The following is a 16919-nucleotide window of genomic DNA, read 5'->3' as shown; positions in this document are numbered from 1 at the left end:
CATCAGGCGTCCACCATGGACGAGGGCGGACGCGGTCTGTTTCTTGTCGCCCGGCTCGCCGAGCGCTGGGGGGCGCGGCACACGCAGGAGGGAAAGGTGATCTGGACCGAGCAGCCCCTGCCGCAGACACCGCCAGCCAGCATGGAAGTGCGGTCAGTCGCCACGCCGGGCTACCTCAGCCAGGACGCCCCGCAGCTCTCCCAAGCCGTGCCGCAAGGCTGACGGCAGGGAATTTCGAGGGAACTGGCGCAGAACAACCAAATTAGTCCTAAACATGGTGTTCCGCGCCCAATGGCTGTGCCTCTGCATCCTTCTAGCGTTGTTCCTGCTGACTCCGTTGGATCCCCGCTGGGAGCAATCGGAACAGGAAAGCGACACGTCACACGGCAGTCGACGCCGGCTGGACCGTCCCGAACGGTGCTTTCCCGAGCGCCAACGAAACCTTCCGGCGTGGAGCCGTAGGGACGTCGGCCCGCTCATCCACTTTCACTCAACCATTTCGAAGGAGCCACCCATGCGCATGGGAAACCTCTCCGGCCGACTCACCTTGTTCACCGGGCAGGGCGCGGTGGATGTCGAGAAGGCCAGCGGCGGCCGGTTCGGCCCCGACCCGCAGGTGGTGTACCACGCCTGGGGGGACTTCCTTGACTGGGCCAAGGACGCCGACCTGGGTGACGCGTCCGCGTTCGAGACCACCGATCTCGGCTCGCCGACTCCGGCGCCGGCCCAGGTGTTCGCCGTGGGACTGAACTACCGCGAGCACGCCGCAGAGTCCGGGCTGGCCGCCCCGGACAAGTTCCCACTGGTGTTCACCAAGTTCCGCACCGCGATCAGCGGACCGGTCGGCACGGTGACGCTGCCCGAGGGCGGGCACACCGACTGGGAGGTGGAGCTGGTCGTGGTGATCGGACGGCGGGCTGAGCGGGTGCCTGCCGCAGATGCCTGGTCCTATGTGGCCGGGGTGACCGTGGGTCAGGACATCTCCGAGCGGATCCTGCAGACCACAGGCCCCGCGCCGCAGTTCAGCCTCGGCAAGTCCTTCCCCGGGTTCGCCCCGATGGGGCCGTGGCTGGTCACCGTGGACGAGTTCGACGATCCCGACGACCTCGAACTCGGCTGCGCCATCGACGGTGAGGCGGTGCAGCACTCCCGCACCAGCAACCTGATCTTTCCGGTGCCCCAGCTGATCGAGGGCCTGGCGGCGACCCTGACCCTGCTGCCCGGTGACGTGATCTTCACCGGCACCCCGGCCGGCGTCGGCATCGGCCGCAACCCGCAGCGGTGGCTGCAGCCGGGCGAGGAACTGGTCAGCTACATCACCGGCATAGGCGAGCTTCGCCAGCGATTTGCGAGTGCCTGAAACCGGGAGTGGGCGATCTGTCACCGGCCGGATTCGATCCCGACCCCTGTGCCGTATCCGCTGCAGGGCCGCGAGCAGCTGAACATGGATCATGCCGAAATGGAGCGTCAGTCGTGCAGTATGTCGATTACAAGTACTTCCGGACCAGGTTTGATTCCGGAGTCGCATTCGTCACCATCGATCACCCGCCGATAAATCTTCTGGATGAAGCTCTTTCGGAGGAATTCGACAGGATCGGCAGAGAAATCGAGGACGATGAGAGCGTCCGAGTCGTGGTCTTCCAGAGCGCGCTTCCTGATTTCTTTGTAGCCCACTCCGGTCTGGGTCGGGTCGGAAGCGTTTCCAAAAAAGTGTCCAACACGCGCAGCTTCCGTCTTACGCAGACGATCGGCGAGCGGTTCAGGAACATGCCCAAAGTGAGCATTGCGAAAGTCGAGGGTCGGGCGCGGGGTGGAGGCAGTGAGATCGCGCTGGCCATGGACATGCGTTTTGCTGCCATCGGCAAAGCGGTCTTCGGCCATCCGGAGGTGGCGATCGGGCTTGTTCCGGGTGGCGGCGCCACTCAGAGACTGCCACGGCTCATGGGGCGGGGACGCGCCTTGGAGGTAATCCTGGGTTGCGGTGATATCCCAGCGGAGCTGGCAGAGCGCTACGGATACGTGAACCGAGCGTTGCCGGCGGACGAGCTGACGCCATTTGTCGAAGAACTGGCTCACCGCATCGCCTCATTTCCTGCGCATGCCATCGCCCACGCCAAGGCGTCCGTGGACACTGGAGCCTTCAGTTCCCTTTCGGAGGGGCTCCTGGTGGAAGCTCGTGAGTCCGATTTGAGTGTCGCCAGCGGGGTGACGCAGGCGCGCATGGCGGAAGCATTGAAGGCCGGTGCTGAAACCTACGAAGGCGAGTTGGAGATGGCTTATCTGTCGAAACTCTCCCCAATGAAGTAACCCTCGATTGCGGATCTCCATTGGGTGGACTTCAAAGTCTTCCGGATGCGAATCCTGCCCTTGCCGATCCGGAAACATCGACGCTCTGCCGCACCACTGGAGGCCCTCGCATGAGGAAACTTCTCGTCCCCCGAACCACGCGCATCGGACGTCCGGACGGACCGGCCCAGCCCGATGCGATTGGCATCGAACACCTCGGCGGCTCACCGGCAGACCTGGCCCGCGACCTGACCGGACTACTGGGTTCTGAGCAAGTCCTGCATCGGCTCTCGGACCTGGTGCGGTACGCCTCGGACGCGAGCCCCTACCGACTTCTTCCGCAGGCCGTCGTGCGACCGCGAGACGCCGGCGACGTCGCCGCCCTGTTCGACTACTGTCGCCGGACCGGGCGCCACACCACACTCCGAGCCGGAGGCACCAGCCTCAACGGTCAGTCACAGTCCGACGACATCTTGATCGACGTCCGGCACAACTGGAACGGAATGACCGTCGAAGACGACGGCGCCCGCCTACGGGCGCGCCCCGGCACCATCCTGTCTCATGCGAACGCCGTCCTCGCACGCTATGGGCGCCGACTCGGTCCCGATCCGGCGAGCGCCGACGTCGCCACAATCGGCGGAGTCGTCGCCAACAACGCGGGAGGGATGCGGTGCCGGCTGTCCCGAAACGCATACCACTGTGTATCCGGGATCACCTTCGTGCTCCCCTCCGGAACCACGATAAATACCGAAGCCGACGACGCCGAGTCCGAGTTCCGCAAAGCGGAACCCGCACTCGCTGACGGCCTGCTCACCCTTCGGGAAGAAATACTCGCCGATGAAGAACTCGTCGAACGGATCAAGCACAAGTACACAATCCGTAACACGACAGGGTACGCACTCAACGCCTTCCTCGACGCGGAGACCCCGCTGGAGATCTTCCGTCGACTGCTCGTCGGCTCGGAAGGAACCTTGGCGTTCATGGCCGAGGTCGTGATCGACACCCTCCCGAACCCCGGAACCACTACCGTGACCTGGATCTCGACCGAATCCATCGATGCGGCGGCACGTTTGGTACCCGCGCTGGTCGGCCTGGGCGCCGAGGCGGTGGAACTGATGATGGCCCCCGCGCTGACCGAGGCCGCGAAGGCCTTCCCCGGCGCCCCCGACTACTGGCGCACGCTCGATCCCAAGGCGGCCGCTCTCCTCGTGGAGTTCCGCGGCGAAGCCGACGTGCTCGACGACGCCGAGCAGAGCGTCGAAGAGCTTCTCAAGGACACCACCCTGCTGCACCCGATCGAGTTCACTCGAGACGAAGAACTCATCGAGTTCGACTGGCGGGTACGCGAGGGCCTGCTCGGCATCGTCGGCCACCTACGACCAGAAGGAAGCGCAGTCGTCAACGAAGACGTCTGCTTCCCTCCCGCGCGTATCGCTGAAGGAGCCCACGACCTGCAGCAACTGCTCAGCAAGCACGGCTTCCTCCCCGGGGTCGCCGGCCACGCCGCCTACGGCAACCTGCACTTCACGTTGACTCCCATGCTCTCCGAGGAGGCCGACAAGGAACGCTACGGGGCATTCATGTCCGACCTCGTAGACTTGATCATCGAAAAGTACGATGGCTCGCTCAAGGCCGAACACGGCACCGGACGCAACATGGCACCCTTCGTGGAACGTGAGTGGGGTGCCAAGGCCACCGACATCATGCGGCGCCTGAAACGCCTCGCCGATCCCCACGGGGTCCTTGGACCAGACGTCATCCTGACGAACGACGAAGGTATCCACCTCAAGCATTTCAAATCCACGCCCAAGATCGAACAAGTAGCGAACCTGTGCATCGAATGTGGATTCTGCGAGGCCGCGTGTCCCAGCCGCAACGTGACCACGACCCCCCGGCAACGGATCGCCCTCCGCCGAGAGATGGCCCGACAGCCCGAGGATTCTCCGATGCTCGCACAGCTCCAGGCCGAGTATGAGTACGACGCCATCGAGACGTGCGCCGCTGACGGCACCTGCGCCATACCGTGCCCCGTGCAGATCAACACCGGGGACCTGATGAAGGGCTTCCGGCGTGCCGAATCCACCGCTGCCCATGAGCGTGCCGGGCTGGCCGCGGCCAAGCACTGGGGTCGGATCGAGAGGCTGGCGCGTATAGCGATGTCGGGTGTCGACGGTGTCCAGTCCCACATCGGCGTGAAGGTCCTCACGGAGCTGACCGACGCGGCACGCTCCGTCGCCAGCAGCGATGTCATCCCCTCGGTACCGGGTCCCATGCCCCACCCGGCACCGGCTCACCTCCCGCATACCGAACGGGAGTCGGCGTGCGCGGTGTACTTCCCGGCTTGCATCAACCGTATCTTCGGGCGCGACCCCGACAAGCCGACCACGCCATCGCTTCCGGAGGCGTTCGTCGCGCTCTCCGCCCGCGCCGGCAAGCCACTGTGGATACCCGATGACGTCCGCGGACTGTGCTGCTCGACGCCGTGGGCGAGCAAGGGTTTGGCAGAGGGGCACCGCTGGATGGCGGAGGCGATCTGCGACGCCCTCTGGCGGTGGAGCGACCACGGTTCGCTGCCTGTCGTGGTCGACGCCGCATCCTGTACCCACGGGCTGCTCGACGACGTCGCCAAGCACGTCGACGAGACGCGGCGCGCGCAGATGGACGCCATGAGTATCCGAGACTCGATCACCTGGTGCCGGGACCTGCTTCCCCTCCTCTCGGTGAACCGCAAGCTCGAGACGGTCGCACTTCACCTCACGTGTTCCACGACGCACCTCGGGCTCAACAACGATCTCAAGGCCGTCGTGTCCTTCCTGGCGGACACGACCGTGGTGCCGGTCGGCACAACCTGCTGCGGCACCGCGGGAGACCGTGGTCTGCTCCATCCGGAGTTGGTGGTCTCCGCGACACGGGATGAGAAGGCCGGACTCGACGCCTCTCCGGCGCAGGCATACCTCTCGGCAAACCGCACCTGCGAGATGGGTCTGAGGCAAGCCACCGGGCAGCCGTACGAGTCCTTCGTGTTCCTGCTCGAAGAACTCACGAGACCATCTTGAACTGACACGGCAGACGGACAGCGAGCCACCTCACCGTGGCCGAGCTTCGAGCGCGGAGAGCGTGCACGTCCCTGGCGCTCCACCGGCGCGACTGAGCCGGGTGCGGGAAGCACCTTGGCGACCGAAGGCGTAATCGGCAGAACCCGGCGCGGGGCGATGAGGGAGCGGTACCGAATCCGGTGGCGTAGCGGGTCCTGGGACGGCGCGTGATGACGGCTGTGCCGATGGCGTCGGCGATGACGCTGGGCGTGGAGTTGCGGTTGCGGGTGTGCTCGGCCTGGCGGGGATCGGCGGGCCGCTCACCGTGCTGTACGTCGGCCCCCCCCGCCGGCCTGGGCGACCACGAGACGTCCGGGTCCGACGAGCACCTCGAGACCGCGGGCAGACTGCAGCGCATCCCCGACCCGATGACGGCCGTCCCCGCGATGCTGCTGACCGCCGCACTGGCCGTCGGAGTGATACCCGGCTTCGCCGAACAGGTCGCCCACCACGTCGAAGAGACCGGATCGGACGCTGCCCTGTGCCGGTCCGTCGGACGGTGAGATCACCGGAATCCGGTGAGGACCGCTCACCTGTCCCGCGGCGAACCTGGGCACGCGCGGCGCGGCATGCGCGTTCGCGGCTTCACCGCCCGGGCGAAGTCGGAAGGAGATTGTCATGACTCCGTTGAAGCCAGGCACGGCACTTGACCCGCCGGCGACTTCGGCAACGTCCGGCAGGGAGGCGGTTTCATGAGTGAGCGGGTGGCGGTGGTGGTCGGTGCGGGCGGAGGCCTGGGCCGTGCCACGGCCGTGGTCCTCGCGGACGCCGGATTCACCGTGACGGCCGTCGACCGCACGGAGAAGGCGTTGGACGAACTGCCCGACGCCATCGGCCGGGAGGTGGGCGACGCCACCGATCCGGCCGTGGCCAGGAACCTCATCGACCGGATCGCCGCCGGGTCCGGACCTCCCGAGGTGCTGGTGAACGCCCTCGGGGCGTTCCGCCCGGGAGAGGCGGTCGCCACGACACCCGAGGACCTGCGGCTCATGCTGGACGTCAACCTCGGCGCCGCGCTGTGGCTGAGCCAGGCGGTGGCGCCGCACATGCGCCGGCTCGGCAGAGGCGCCATCGTGCACGTGTCCGCCCGCCCGGCGGCCGAGCCGACCGCCGGCATGGCCGCCTACAGCCTCGGCAAGGCGGCGCTCAACCATCTGGTGCGCATTCTCGACCTGGAGCTGCGCCCGGACGGCATCCGCGTGAACGCGGTGGCGCCGCAGCTCCTCGACACGGCCAGGAACCGGGCGGTGTTTCCTCCGGAGGCGCTGGCCCACGCCGTCCGGCCGGAGGCGATCGCGCAGGTCATCGCCTTTCTCGTCGGCGACCTCGCGACCCACATCAGCGGCGCGATCGTGCCGGCCTACGGCGCCTAGCCCGGACAGGCCGGACCACCCCGTCCGTCATCCACACCCCCCATGCGGCACCGACCGACCGGAGTAGACCACCATGTCATCGACGAACCGCCGCTCGTTCCTCGCCCGCAGCGCGGCGCTGGCCACCGTGCCCACGGTCGCCGCGCTGGCCGACGGCACACTCGCCGGCCAGGCATCCGCCGCGACCCTGCCCGACTACGCGCCGATCCCGCCGTCCGCACTCGGTCCCGCCGTCAACGCGCAGGGCTACTACGTCGGCCGGATCGAGAAGAACCTGTACTGGGTCACCGACGGCACCTACCAGGCGGCGTTCCTGACGACCCGTGAGGGTGTCGTGCTGTTCGACGCGCCCCCGTCCATCGGACACAACCTGCAGCGCGCCATCGACGAGATCGCCTCCGCCAACGGCGTCTCCAACAAGGTGACCCACCTCGTCTACTCCCACCACCACGCCGACCACCTCGGCGCCTCGTCGCTGTTCGGCCGGCACGTCGTACGGATCGGCCACACCGAGACCAAGAAGTTCCTGGCCGGCTACAACGACCCGGCCCGGCCGGTTCCCGACGTCACCTTCGACAAGCGCCACACGCTGCACGTCGGCGGGGAGCGCGTCGAGCTGGCCTGGCACGGCACCAACCACACCTCCGACAGCGTCTACATCCACCTGCCGCACCACAACACCCTCATGCTCGTCGACGTCCTGCTGCCCGGCTGGGTCCCCTTCGACAGCTTCAACCTCAACGAGGACGTTCCCGGCTCCATCGCCGCCCCCGCCAAGGCCATGAGCTACCCGTGGAAGCACTTCGTCGGCGGCCACATCGGCAGGCTGGGCACCCGCCAGGACATGACCGTGTACCAGCAGTACGTGGACGACATCATCGACAACGTCAAGAAGGCGCTCGTGGCGGTCGACCCCACGCCGTACTTCACGAAGTACGGGGACAACGCGTGGGCCGCGGTCAAGGAGTACCAGGCCGCCCAGGTCGCCTACGCCTCCGACCCGGTCATCAGGAAGTACACCGGCGTCCTCGCCGCCGCCGACGTCTACACCGCCAGTACCACCTTCATCATCCTCGAATCGCTCCGCCTCGACCTCGGCGTGGGCTCGCAGGTCCACGACTGATCACACCTGATCACCGGACTCCGATCGCGACAAAGGAGCACGACGATGAGCAAGGACTTGGGTGTCTGGGCCGCGCAGGACTGTGCCCTGGTGCTGATCGACTATCAGAACGAGATGTTCGAGGTCATACGCTCGGAGACGAACGCCGACCTGGCCGAGCTGCATGTGCGGCTGCTGGCCAAGACCGCCAAGGCGTTCGACATGCCGATCGTCCTCTCGACCGTGGGTGTCACCTTCGGGTTCAACGGACCGACGCTCCCGTCGATCGTGTCCGAGCTCGACGGCGTCGAGCCGATCGACCGGTCCTCGATGAACGCCTTCGAGGACCGGGCCTTCCGCGAGGCCGTGGAGGCGACCGGCCGCAAGCGGCTGATCATCGGCGGACTGCACACCGAGATCTGCCTGACGTTCGCCTCCGTCCAGGCGCTCAAGGACGGCTACGAGGTCATGTACGTGACCGACGCCGTCGGCGGCCGTTCGCAGACCGCGCACCGCACCGCCATCGAACGGCTGGCGCACGCCGGCGCCGTTCCGACCACGGCACTCGCGGTGGTCACCGAGCTCTTCCGGGACTGGGCGACGCCGCTGGCCGGGCCGGCCCGCGAGGTCATCAACTGGTACTTCAACGAGGTCCCGAAACTGACGGACGAGGTCGGCGTCGCGGAGGCGGAGAAACTCGCCGCGGCGGACCAGAAGGAGCAGTGAGATGCCGGGCCGGCTGACGGGAAAGGTCTGCCTTGTCACCGGCACCGGCGGAAGCATGGGGCGTGCCACCTCCCTGGCGTTCGCCAGGGAGGGCGGTTCCCCGGTGACGCGCCAACTGGCCATGTAAAGCGGTGAGTTCGGGATCCGCGTGAACTCGATCTCGCCGGGACTGGTCGAAAGCAACGCCACTCGCGCCGAGTTGGAGGACGACGGGTTCGCCCGTCGGATGCTCGACCGAACGCTCCTGGGCCGCGTGGGCCGGCCCGAGGACGTGGCGAACGCCGCGCTGTTCCTCGCGTCCGACGAGAGCTCGTACGTGACCGGCATCGACCTCGTCATCGACGGCGGCATGAGGGTCTGGTGACCGACATGGTTCGGCACAGATGAGGGAGATTCCACCATGCCCAGCAGCAACACCGACGTGGCGCCCGCAGCTGTTCGATCTCTATGGCCGTGAAGCTGGCACTGACGAGCCGTCAGGGCGGACGAAAGCCACTTCGCGCGGCGTGCCGGAATCCGCCTGCGTGGACTCGCGGACGATCACGAGCGTGTCGTCCTTGGTGTCTCGTGGGAGTAGTGGACGACCGTCGGCTTCGTGGAGGGCGAAGGCGGCGAAGTGCCTGCCGAGGCCGACGATGCCGATCCGTACGCTGGAGATCGAGGGGACGAAGAGGGCAGCCAGCGGTGTGTCGTCGTGGCCGATCACCGCGAGGTCGTCAGGGACGGACACGCCGGCTCGGATCGCCGCGCCCACCACGGCCGCCGCACTGTCGTCGTTGTACGCGGCGATGCCGGTGACGCCTTCCTCGCGCCAGCGCCGGACCGCTTCGTGGGCGGAACCGTCGGCGTGGTCCACAGGCCGGACGTCGATCGGATCGAGACCGAGGCGGGCAGCTGTCTTCCGGGCCGTGCGTACACGGGTGTCGAGCAGCTGGGAGACGCGCGGGTCGACGGGGGCGGCGAAGCCGATCCTCCGATGGCCCTGCTCCCGCAGGTGCTCGATCTGAAGGGCCGTGCCCGCGGTGAGCGCCGGCCAGTCGTCCAGCCTCGTGGGTTGGTCTGCGGCGGGATGGATCCTGGTGATGCCGCAGGCCCGCATCGAGGCCAGCTCGTCGGCGTCGAAGGGGCTGAATCCCAGAACGACGTCCGGGGTGAGCAGTTCCCACAGGGGACGCGCCCGCCCCGCGGCATAGCGCATGCAGGTGACCAGCGTGTACCCGGCCTCGTCCAGCGCGAGCGCGGCCTCGTCGAGGTGCTGCTGCATGGGGAGTCCGGCCGCCCAGTCCGGCAGGACGAACAGGATCACCTTGCTGCTGCCGCGCCGCAGCGTCTGCGCCGCCCGGTGCGGGCGATAGCCCAGGCGCGCCGCCTCCGTGAGTACCCGCTGACGGGTGGTCTCCGGGATCGTCTGCCCCGGGGTGTCGTTCAGGACGAACCCCACGGTCGCCCGCGAGAGCCCCAGCGACCCGGCCACGTCCGCCGCCGTGACCCGCTTCCGTTCCGACGCACCCACTGTTTCCTCCGCAGCCGTCGTTCACAGGCCGCGTCCACGCTACCTGTTTCCCCATACACCTTACTTTCACGTGCTAGCCAAGAAGGGATCGCAGGCCCGGGCCGGCCCGGTGGTGTAGCCCGCTACACCACCAGTACGGGGGAACACTGCCTCGCGGTCGCGGACCGATGACGGGATCGTTGACGCCGAAGACGGGTGCATCCTGAGGCGCTCTGGTTAACTAGCACGTGATAGTTACTAGCACGAGATAGTTGCGTTATCACCTGAGGGAGTGGAGTGGTGGCGATGGACCCGGCTCAGCGTGCCGATGCCCTTCTGGCCCGGATGACCTTGGAGGAGAAAGCTCTTCAGTTGACCTCGGTGATGGGGGCCGGCCTGTCCGGCGCCGGCGGCGGCGATCCGGAGCGGTTGGCGGCGCGGCTGGAGCACGGGATCGGCCAGGTCTCCGGTCTCGCGAGCTTCGGTGCCAAGCCGCCCGCCGAGGTCGCGCGCACCGTCAACCAGATCCAGAGCTTCCTGGTGGAGAAGACACGACTGGGCATTCCCGCGGTCTTTCACAACGAGGCGCTCAACGGCGTCATGGCTCCGGGATTCACCGTCTTCCCGACCGGCATCGCGCTCGCCGCCACCTGGGACCCGGAGGCGGTCGGGCGGATGGCGGCCCTGATCGGCCGCCAGATGCGGGCGATCGGCATGCGCCAGGCACTGTCTCCGGTGCTCGACGTGGCCCGGGACGCGCGTTGGGGCCGTGTCCACGAGACGTACGGCGAGGACCCGTACCTGGTCTCCGCGTTGGGCGTCGCCTACGTGCGTGGTCTGCAGGGCGAGGGCGTCCTCGCCACCGCGAAGCACTTCCTGGGTTACGGCGTGACCGAGGGCGGCCAGAACATGGCCGCGACCGCGGTAGGCGCACGGGAGTTGTACGAGGTGCACGCCCGCCCGTTCGAGGCCGCGATCCACCTGGCCGGGCTCGGCTCGGTGATGAACTCCTACTCCGAGTACGACGGCGTGCCCGTCGGTGCCTCCCGCGCGATCCTCACTGAACTGCTGCGCGAGCGCATGGGGTTCACCGGCACCGTCGTCGCCGACTACATGACCATCGAGTGGCTCGCCTCGCGCCAGCGGGTCGCCGCAGACAGTCAGGAGGCCGGTGTCCTGGCCCTGGCCGCCGGGCTGGACGTCGAACTGCCCGAGATCGCCGGCTACGGCCCCGCCCTCACCGAGGCTGTCAAGGCGGGCCGGATCGGCGAGGACGTACTGGACCGGTCCGTACGCCGCGTGCTGCGCGACAAGTTCGCCCTCGGCCTCTTCGACCACCCGTACGTCGACGAGGACCCGGTCGTCATCCGGCGGACCGCTGCCGAAGGAACCAAACTGGCACGGGAGTTGGCCCGCAAGTCGGTGACCCTGCTGAAGAACGAGGGTGCCGTCCTTCCCCTGGCACCCGGCATCCGCAGGGTCGCGGTCGTCGGACCTCTGGCCGACGACGTCACGGCCGCCTTCCCCACCTACACCTATCCGGCGATACGAAAGATGCTCATGCGGTCCGCCGCCGGTGCAGCGATGCCGGGCACCGAGTCGGTGTCGGACGCCTCGGCACCGTCCCTGGCCGCCGAGATGGCGGCCGTCCCGGACGGCGACGGGTGGATCCGCTCCGAGTACGACACGCTCTCCATCACCGAGGCCGTCCGGCAGGCCCTGCCCGACGCCGAGGTCACTGGCGTGACCGCGCTGGAGGACACCGGAGCCGCGTTGGCCGCCGCCCGCGACGCCGACGTGGTGATCCTGGCGCTCGGCGGACACGCGGGCTGGCTCCCCGACGGCACCGAGGGCGAGGGCCATGACACCACCGACCTGGAACTACCGTCCGCGCAAGCGCAGTTGGTCAAGGAGGTCGCCGCGACCGGCACTCCGGCCATAGCCGTTGTACAGACTGGGCGGCCGTTCACGATCACGTCCGTGGTCGACCAACTGACCGCCGTCGTCTGGGCGTTCTACGGCGGCCAGGAAGGCACGCGGGCCGTCGCAGACGTCCTGACGGGTGCGACCGAGCCGGGCGGCAGGCTGCCGTACAGCATCCCGCGACACGTGGGGCAGGTGCCCCTCCACCACGGGCAGAAGACCGGCAGCGGCTACCGTCGCACCGGCCAGGACATGCACCGCGGCTACCTCGATCTGCCCGCCACGCCGTTGTTCGCGTTCGGATACGGACTGGGCTATACGACGTTCCACTACGGCGAGTTGGCCCTCGACCGCGCCGAAGTGCCCGTCGACGGGACGATCACCGTGTCCGTGCCGGTCGCCAACACCGGCGACCGGGCCGGCGACGAGGTCGTCCAGCTGTACTTCCACGACACCGCCACCGGCCTCACCCGGCCCGCCCAGGAACTCGTCGGGTTCCAGCGGATCCACCTCGCTCCCGGCGCCACGGCCACCGTCGAGTTCACGGTCCGGATGAGCCAGCTCGGCTACGTCGGCCTCGACGGTGCGTTCGTCCTGGAGCCCGGCCCCGTCGACGTATCGGTCGGCGCCGCCTCCGACGACATCCGCACGACGGGCCGCTTCGAGATCACCGGCGACACCATCACCCTCGACGGCCGGCGCTCCTACCTCTCCGAGGCCGTGACACGGCAGGGGTGACGCCCGTCGTCGGCCCCTCCCGTTCACCACCACCGCCCACATACACCTCTCACTCGACAGGCACTCCCATGAAAAAGCAGATGTCCGTCTTCTCCCTGCTCCTGCTCTTCTTCGTTTTCATGGCCGGTATCGGCGCTTCCATCGCCGCCGGACAGGTATTCGAGGGCAGGGAGAAGCAGCTGGTCACCGTCGGCGGGATGGTCATCGCGTTCGTGACGAGCACCATCCTCATGAAGCAGCAGCGGGTGCGGGACTTCCTCGGCTCCAGGCCGGTGCTGTGGTTCCTGTTCCTGTTCAACGCCGGTGTCGCCACGGGCTGTTACTTCCTTCTCGACGGCGTGAAGGGCATCGCGGCCGCCGCCGGTATGGGCCTCGTGTCGCTCGGCGCGGGCGCCGGCCTCCTCAAGAGCCCCAGGAAGAAGCCGGCCCACGCCTGAGGCACGCTTCACCGAGCTCGACGGCGCGTCCCCGTTCGCCCCGTCGGCCGAACTGCTCGCTGCGCGACAGCGGGAAGTCCCTGTCGCGCGGCCCGGCCTGCTCGATCGAGGCTGTGGCGAAAGGGTCACGCACGCCCGGACGTGCTGTCGGCGGCCACTCAGTAGATTGGCCGCGGCGAGGTAGTGCCGCAGACGCGGGAACGGGCCAGTTCTGCCCTGGTGTCAAAGCCACGTTCGGCGGGGATGCGGGCGGCCCGGCAGTGGTCCACATCGTTCGTCGACGACCTGGTGGCCACAGCTCCCGAATCCACCCAGTCTCCGCCCCACCTCGAGGTGTAGGCGACGAAGACGCCGACCTGGTCAGCTCGCAGTCCGCCCGGCCATGCCGGAGCACGGCCACCGCAGCCCGGGGGAGACGGCACCCTTGTTGAGGAATCCGGTGTCGTCCACGATCAGGAAGCCCTCCGGAGCTCCGGGCCGCTGGGCCACCAACTCCTGTACTCCGTGTCGGAGCTCGCCAGCGGCCCGTCCGCTTCGCGAGAGCGGGTGCCGTGATCCACGGCAGGTCTACGGTCACCGCTCCCGCGGAAGAGCGCCGCGTATGATCAGGTCACCGCGATCAGGAGTGTCCGCGCCGTAGATAGCAGTGATTACTGGAGAGGGGCAGTTTCACGTGACGCCCCCTAGGAGAAGCACTAGCGCTGACGTCGCCCGTGAGGCCGGCGTCTCCCGCGCCACGGTGAGCTATGTACTGAACGACCGCCCTGGCCAGGTCATCCCTGAAGCGACTCGCCGCCGCGTCCTCGAAGCGGCCGAACGCCTTGAGTACCGCCCTCACGCTTCGGCCAAGGCCCTGGCAGCCGGACACAGCGATGTCGTCCTGTTGTCGATTCCCGACCTTCCCATCGGCCCCAGCATCAGCCGGTTCGTCGAGGAGCTCGCAGGCGCACTCGCCGGACAGGGCCTGACCCTGGTCACGCATCTGATGGGCGCGCATGGACGACCACTGCCTGATGTGTGCGCAGCGGTCGCCGCTTCGGCCGTGATCGGTTTCGATTCATTCGACGAATCCACCCTGCAGGCGCTGCGGCGCATGGGGGTGCGCGTGGTCCTGCCGGACGAGGCGGACCACTTCCCCGCCATGCCGCCGCTCGGGCGGATGCAGGCAGGACACTTGCTGGCCCGAGGACACCGCAGCATCGGCTACTTGATGCCTGCACAACCGGGCTTCCGGAGCATGGCCGAGGAGCGTCTCCGGGGCGTGCGCGAGGAGTGTCATGAAGCGGGTGTCGAACCGCCGCTCGTCCTTGTCGGCGAGCTCGACATCAGCGCACTCACTCCTCTGGTCTCGCAGTGGAGGGAGCGGGGCGTCACCGGTGTGTGCGCCTTCAACGACGAACACGCCATCGCGCTGTTGGCCGCAGTCCGCGAAGCCGGCCTGAGCGTGCCGAAGGATCTTGCGGTGGTCGGCGCGGACGATATTCCGATGGCACGCTTCGCCGCCCCGGCGCTGTCCACGGTCTACTTCGACCTCCAGGAAGCCGGCCGGCACCGAGCCGAAGCGGTTGTGGCCTCGCTGTCCGGCACCCCGGTGTCCAGCACCGTGCCTTCCACCAGCCTGCGACTGCGCCAGCGATCCTCTACCTGACAGGACTGCCCTGCTGCCGTCCGGGCAGCTCCGCGGCGCTGTCATGCCCCGGATGCCCTCCCCGCAACACGGCAGGCTTCAGCGCCCTGTTGACAAGTCGCCCATATCCACGCCCCACCCCCGTTGCGCATTCGTTACCTCCTCTCGCCTTGTCGCTCTCCCGTGTCTGCTGTTTGCTGACTTACGCGCGTCACTTACGCGCGTCACTAACATTCAGTCGTCGGGATAGTCCATCAGGTCACTCTGTGTGCCCGCAGGGGTATTCCGGCTGAAGTGGTGGCAGTCCTCCCCGCTGGCTCGAAGGAGAGTCTCATGCGCGATTCGACCGCCGCTCTCGTGGCGAGAGACGGCTTCAGCGGCGGAGCTCGGCACTTACTGCGTGAACTGGCGTAGCCGCTCGCGTCGCGCCGGGGACTCCCCAGGGGCGCGGCGCGCCCTCGGCTGCACTGCCTGGCTCCCGATCGCCGCACGGAACCTCGGTCCGACTGCGCTCCCGACCGAACCGCAGGAGAGGACGGCGGTCTCGCCGCTTCCATCACTCCAGCTCCCTGCCCGTCACACCTGAAAGGCGATCCATGCCCTCCACGGAGACCGTCCCGGAGATGAGACCGCAACCGGATGACGCCGGTTTCTCCCGGCATCACATATTTGCCCTGGTGGCCCTGCTGTGGACTGTGGCGCTCAACCCGATCACGGGTCTGCTCGCCGGTAATTCCCAGGCGGAAGTGGCCATCCACTTCCGTACGACGCAGATCGCCTGGTTCACCCTCGGCTCCACCCTCGTCGGCGTCTTCATGACCCCCTTCGCCATGAAGGCCGCCGCCATGTACGGCAAGAAGCGGACCATCGTCGTCATCACGGCCCTCGGCCTGGTCGGTGACGTGGCCGCGGCACTGGCGACCAACTACTCGGCCCTGTTGGTCGGGCGCATTCTGGCGGGCGTCTACGTGCCCAGCGCAGCCATCGCCTATTCCATGGCGCGTGACGTCTTCCCGAGACGTACGGTCGGCACGGCCAGCGGCATCCTTGCCGCGAGCGTCGGTCTGGTCGGCCTGGGCGGACCCTTCCTCTCAGCCTGGCTCATCGACAACCACGGCTTCCGCGGCGCCCTGTGGTTCGTCGTGGCCTCCACCCTCGTCTGCCTCCTGCTCCAGCTCGTGTTCATTCCCGAAAGCCCGGTGCGTGAGCGTGACCATCGGATGGACTGGATCGGCGGCCTCCTGCTCGGCGGCGGTCTGACCGTGGTGGTCTACGGCATCGGTGAGGGAGCCAACTGGGGCTGGACCAGCGGCAAGACGCTCGCATGGATCGGCATCGGCCTGCTCGCGGTGCTTGCCTTCATACCCTTCGAAGCCCGGGTCGCCCATCCGCTTGTCCCGCTGCAGCTGATCAAGCGGCGCCGCGTGTGGACGGTGCTCCTGGCCGCCTCCGTCGCCGCCGGTGCGACCTACGCGGTCGGCACGGTCACCATGCTGCTCACACTGATGCCCTCGATCCCCCATGTCTCCGACGGGCTGGGCTGGTCGGTGACCAAGAGCGCCGTCGTCACGGCACCGATCAGCATTCTGGTCATCGCGGTGGCGGCGTTCGCGGGCAAGCTGGCCCGCCACATCGACACCCGCCTGCTGCTGGCCTGCGGAGGCGTCCTCACCACCGTCGGCTACGGTATCGGCTCCCAACTCCACGGCAGCGAGTGGCAGTTCATCGTGATGGGCCTGATCTCCGGTCCAGGCATGGGGCTGGTCGTCTCGATCATGCCGATCATGGTCATCGAGTCCGTGGCACCCGAGGAGCAGGCCCTGGCCAACGGATCCCAGTGGCTTGTCCAAGGCGTGGTCCAGGTGGTCATCAGCCAGCTGGTGTTCACCGTCATGGCCCAAAACGGCATGGTCGCCCACGGCACCCAGTTCTACCTCGACAGCGGCTTCACCAACGGCTTCTGGCTCGTCGCCGGAGCCTGCGCCATCGGAGCCCTGCTCGTGACGCTCGTCCCCAAGGCCACCCGGCGCATCGACACCGTCGAGGCCGGACAAGCGGCCTGAAGTCCCGCCGGATCGGTCCTCACGGGGGACCGATCCGGTCGTTGGCCATTGACAGAC

General features: G+C 67.8%; 16 protein-coding genes. 14 read left to right on the top strand and 2 right to left on the bottom strand.

Translation table 11 applies throughout. The annotated features are described in order from the left end of the window. The 10 genes from ACFWXC_RS38460 to ACFWXC_RS38415 all read left to right on the top strand — a co-directional run. Window positions 1–222 (top strand): ATP-binding protein (locus tag ACFWXC_RS38460; protein ID WP_384486318.1); only part of this gene is annotated, 222 nt, incomplete at its 5' end. Window positions 223–514: 292 nt separating this feature from the next. Next, entirely contained in the window at window positions 515–1360 is an 846-nt protein-coding gene (locus tag ACFWXC_RS38455; protein ID WP_384486316.1) for a fumarylacetoacetate hydrolase family protein, read from the top strand. Window positions 1361–1473: 113 nt separating this feature from the next. After that, the gene (locus tag ACFWXC_RS38450; protein ID WP_384486314.1) at window positions 1474–2307 is read left to right on the top strand and encodes an enoyl-CoA hydratase/isomerase family protein; all 834 of its coding nucleotides are present in this window, start codon (window positions 1474–1476) and stop codon (window positions 2305–2307) included. A gap of 110 nt (window positions 2308–2417) precedes the next feature. Further along, window positions 2418–5342, top strand: coding sequence for an FAD-binding and (Fe-S)-binding domain-containing protein (locus tag ACFWXC_RS38445; protein WP_384486312.1), 2925 nt, complete (start codon window positions 2418–2420; stop codon window positions 5340–5342). A 209-nt stretch (window positions 5343–5551) separates the two neighbouring features. Beyond that, a complete protein-coding gene (locus ACFWXC_RS38440; protein ID WP_384486310.1) occupies window positions 5552–5884 on the top strand; it encodes a hypothetical protein in 333 nt (110 codons plus the stop codon). 189 nt (window positions 5885–6073) lie between these two features. Then, entirely contained in the window at window positions 6074–6754 is a 681-nt protein-coding gene (locus ACFWXC_RS38435) for an SDR family NAD(P)-dependent oxidoreductase (protein ID WP_384486308.1), read from the top strand. Window positions 6755–6827: 73 nt separating this feature from the next. After that, entirely contained in the window at window positions 6828–7877 is a 1050-nt protein-coding gene (locus ACFWXC_RS38430) for an MBL fold metallo-hydrolase (RefSeq protein WP_384486306.1), read from the top strand. Between the two features lie 45 nt (window positions 7878–7922). Then, window positions 7923–8582: an isochorismatase family protein gene (locus ACFWXC_RS38425; protein WP_384486304.1), complete on the top strand. Its 660-nt coding sequence runs from the start codon at window positions 7923–7925 to the stop codon at window positions 8580–8582. Window position 8583: 1 nt separating this feature from the next. Further along, window positions 8584–8709, top strand: a complete 126-nt coding sequence (locus ACFWXC_RS38420; RefSeq protein ID WP_384486302.1) for a hypothetical protein — start codon at window positions 8584–8586, stop codon at window positions 8707–8709. A gap of 15 nt (window positions 8710–8724) precedes the next feature. After that, a complete protein-coding gene (locus ACFWXC_RS38415; RefSeq protein WP_384486326.1) occupies window positions 8725–8946 on the top strand; it encodes an SDR family NAD(P)-dependent oxidoreductase in 222 nt (73 codons plus the stop codon). Window positions 8947–9027: 81 nt separating this feature from the next. On the opposite strand, the gene ACFWXC_RS38410 is transcribed toward ACFWXC_RS38415, so the two are convergent. Continuing rightward, the gene (locus ACFWXC_RS38410; protein ID WP_384486300.1) at window positions 9028–10095 is read right to left on the bottom strand and encodes a LacI family DNA-binding transcriptional regulator; all 1068 of its coding nucleotides are present in this window, start codon (window positions 10093–10095) and stop codon (window positions 9028–9030) included. A 285-nt stretch (window positions 10096–10380) separates the two neighbouring features. Between ACFWXC_RS38410 and ACFWXC_RS38405 the strand changes: the two genes are divergently transcribed. Next, window positions 10381–12735: a beta-glucosidase gene (locus tag ACFWXC_RS38405; protein ID WP_384486299.1), complete on the top strand. Its 2355-nt coding sequence runs from the start codon at window positions 10381–10383 to the stop codon at window positions 12733–12735. 68 nt (window positions 12736–12803) lie between these two features. Further along, window positions 12804–13172, top strand: coding sequence for a hypothetical protein (locus ACFWXC_RS38400; RefSeq protein ID WP_384486298.1), 369 nt, complete (start codon window positions 12804–12806; stop codon window positions 13170–13172). 360 nt (window positions 13173–13532) lie between these two features. On the opposite strand, the gene ACFWXC_RS38395 is transcribed toward ACFWXC_RS38400, so the two are convergent. Continuing rightward, entirely contained in the window at window positions 13533–13661 is a 129-nt protein-coding gene (locus tag ACFWXC_RS38395) for a hypothetical protein (RefSeq protein WP_384486296.1), read from the bottom strand. Between the two features lie 157 nt (window positions 13662–13818). Here ACFWXC_RS38395 and ACFWXC_RS38390 point away from each other — a divergent pair, with 157 nt between their 5' ends. Then, entirely contained in the window at window positions 13819–14820 is a 1002-nt protein-coding gene (locus tag ACFWXC_RS38390; RefSeq protein ID WP_384486294.1) for a LacI family DNA-binding transcriptional regulator, read from the top strand. Between the two features lie 602 nt (window positions 14821–15422). After that, complete coding sequence (locus ACFWXC_RS38385) at window positions 15423–16862, top strand: MFS transporter (RefSeq protein ID WP_384486292.1); 1440 nt, start codon at window positions 15423–15425, stop codon at window positions 16860–16862. The last annotated feature ends 57 nt before the right edge of the window (window positions 16863–16919 follow it).

It is taken from the genome of Streptomyces sp. NPDC058683 (genome assembly GCF_042716195.1).
Classification (GTDB): domain Bacteria; phylum Actinomycetota; class Actinomycetes; order Streptomycetales; family Streptomycetaceae; genus Streptomyces.
This window is presented reverse-complemented; position numbering and strand designations above follow the sequence as displayed.

Excerpts from the sequence above, each read along its gene's own strand:
- ACFWXC_RS38455 (WP_384486316.1), top strand. The coding sequence starts at position 515 with ATGCGCATGGGAAACCTCTCCGGCCGACTCACCTTGTTCACCGGGCAG.
- ACFWXC_RS38445 (WP_384486312.1), top strand. The coding sequence starts at position 2,418 with ATGAGGAAACTTCTCGTCCCCCGAACCACGCGCATCGGACGTCCGGAC.
- ACFWXC_RS38440 (WP_384486310.1), top strand. The coding sequence starts at position 5,552 with ATGACGGCTGTGCCGATGGCGTCGGCGATGACGCTGGGCGTGGAGTTG.
- ACFWXC_RS38435 (WP_384486308.1), top strand. The coding sequence starts at position 6,074 with ATGAGTGAGCGGGTGGCGGTGGTGGTCGGTGCGGGCGGAGGCCTGGGC.
- ACFWXC_RS38430 (WP_384486306.1), top strand. The coding sequence starts at position 6,828 with ATGTCATCGACGAACCGCCGCTCGTTCCTCGCCCGCAGCGCGGCGCTG.
- ACFWXC_RS38425 (WP_384486304.1), top strand. The coding sequence starts at position 7,923 with ATGAGCAAGGACTTGGGTGTCTGGGCCGCGCAGGACTGTGCCCTGGTG.
- ACFWXC_RS38420 (WP_384486302.1), top strand. The coding sequence starts at position 8,584 with ATGCCGGGCCGGCTGACGGGAAAGGTCTGCCTTGTCACCGGCACCGGC.
- ACFWXC_RS38405 (WP_384486299.1), top strand. The coding sequence starts at position 10,381 with ATGGACCCGGCTCAGCGTGCCGATGCCCTTCTGGCCCGGATGACCTTG.
- ACFWXC_RS38400 (WP_384486298.1), top strand. The coding sequence starts at position 12,804 with ATGAAAAAGCAGATGTCCGTCTTCTCCCTGCTCCTGCTCTTCTTCGTT.
- ACFWXC_RS38385 (WP_384486292.1), top strand. The coding sequence starts at position 15,423 with ATGAGACCGCAACCGGATGACGCCGGTTTCTCCCGGCATCACATATTT.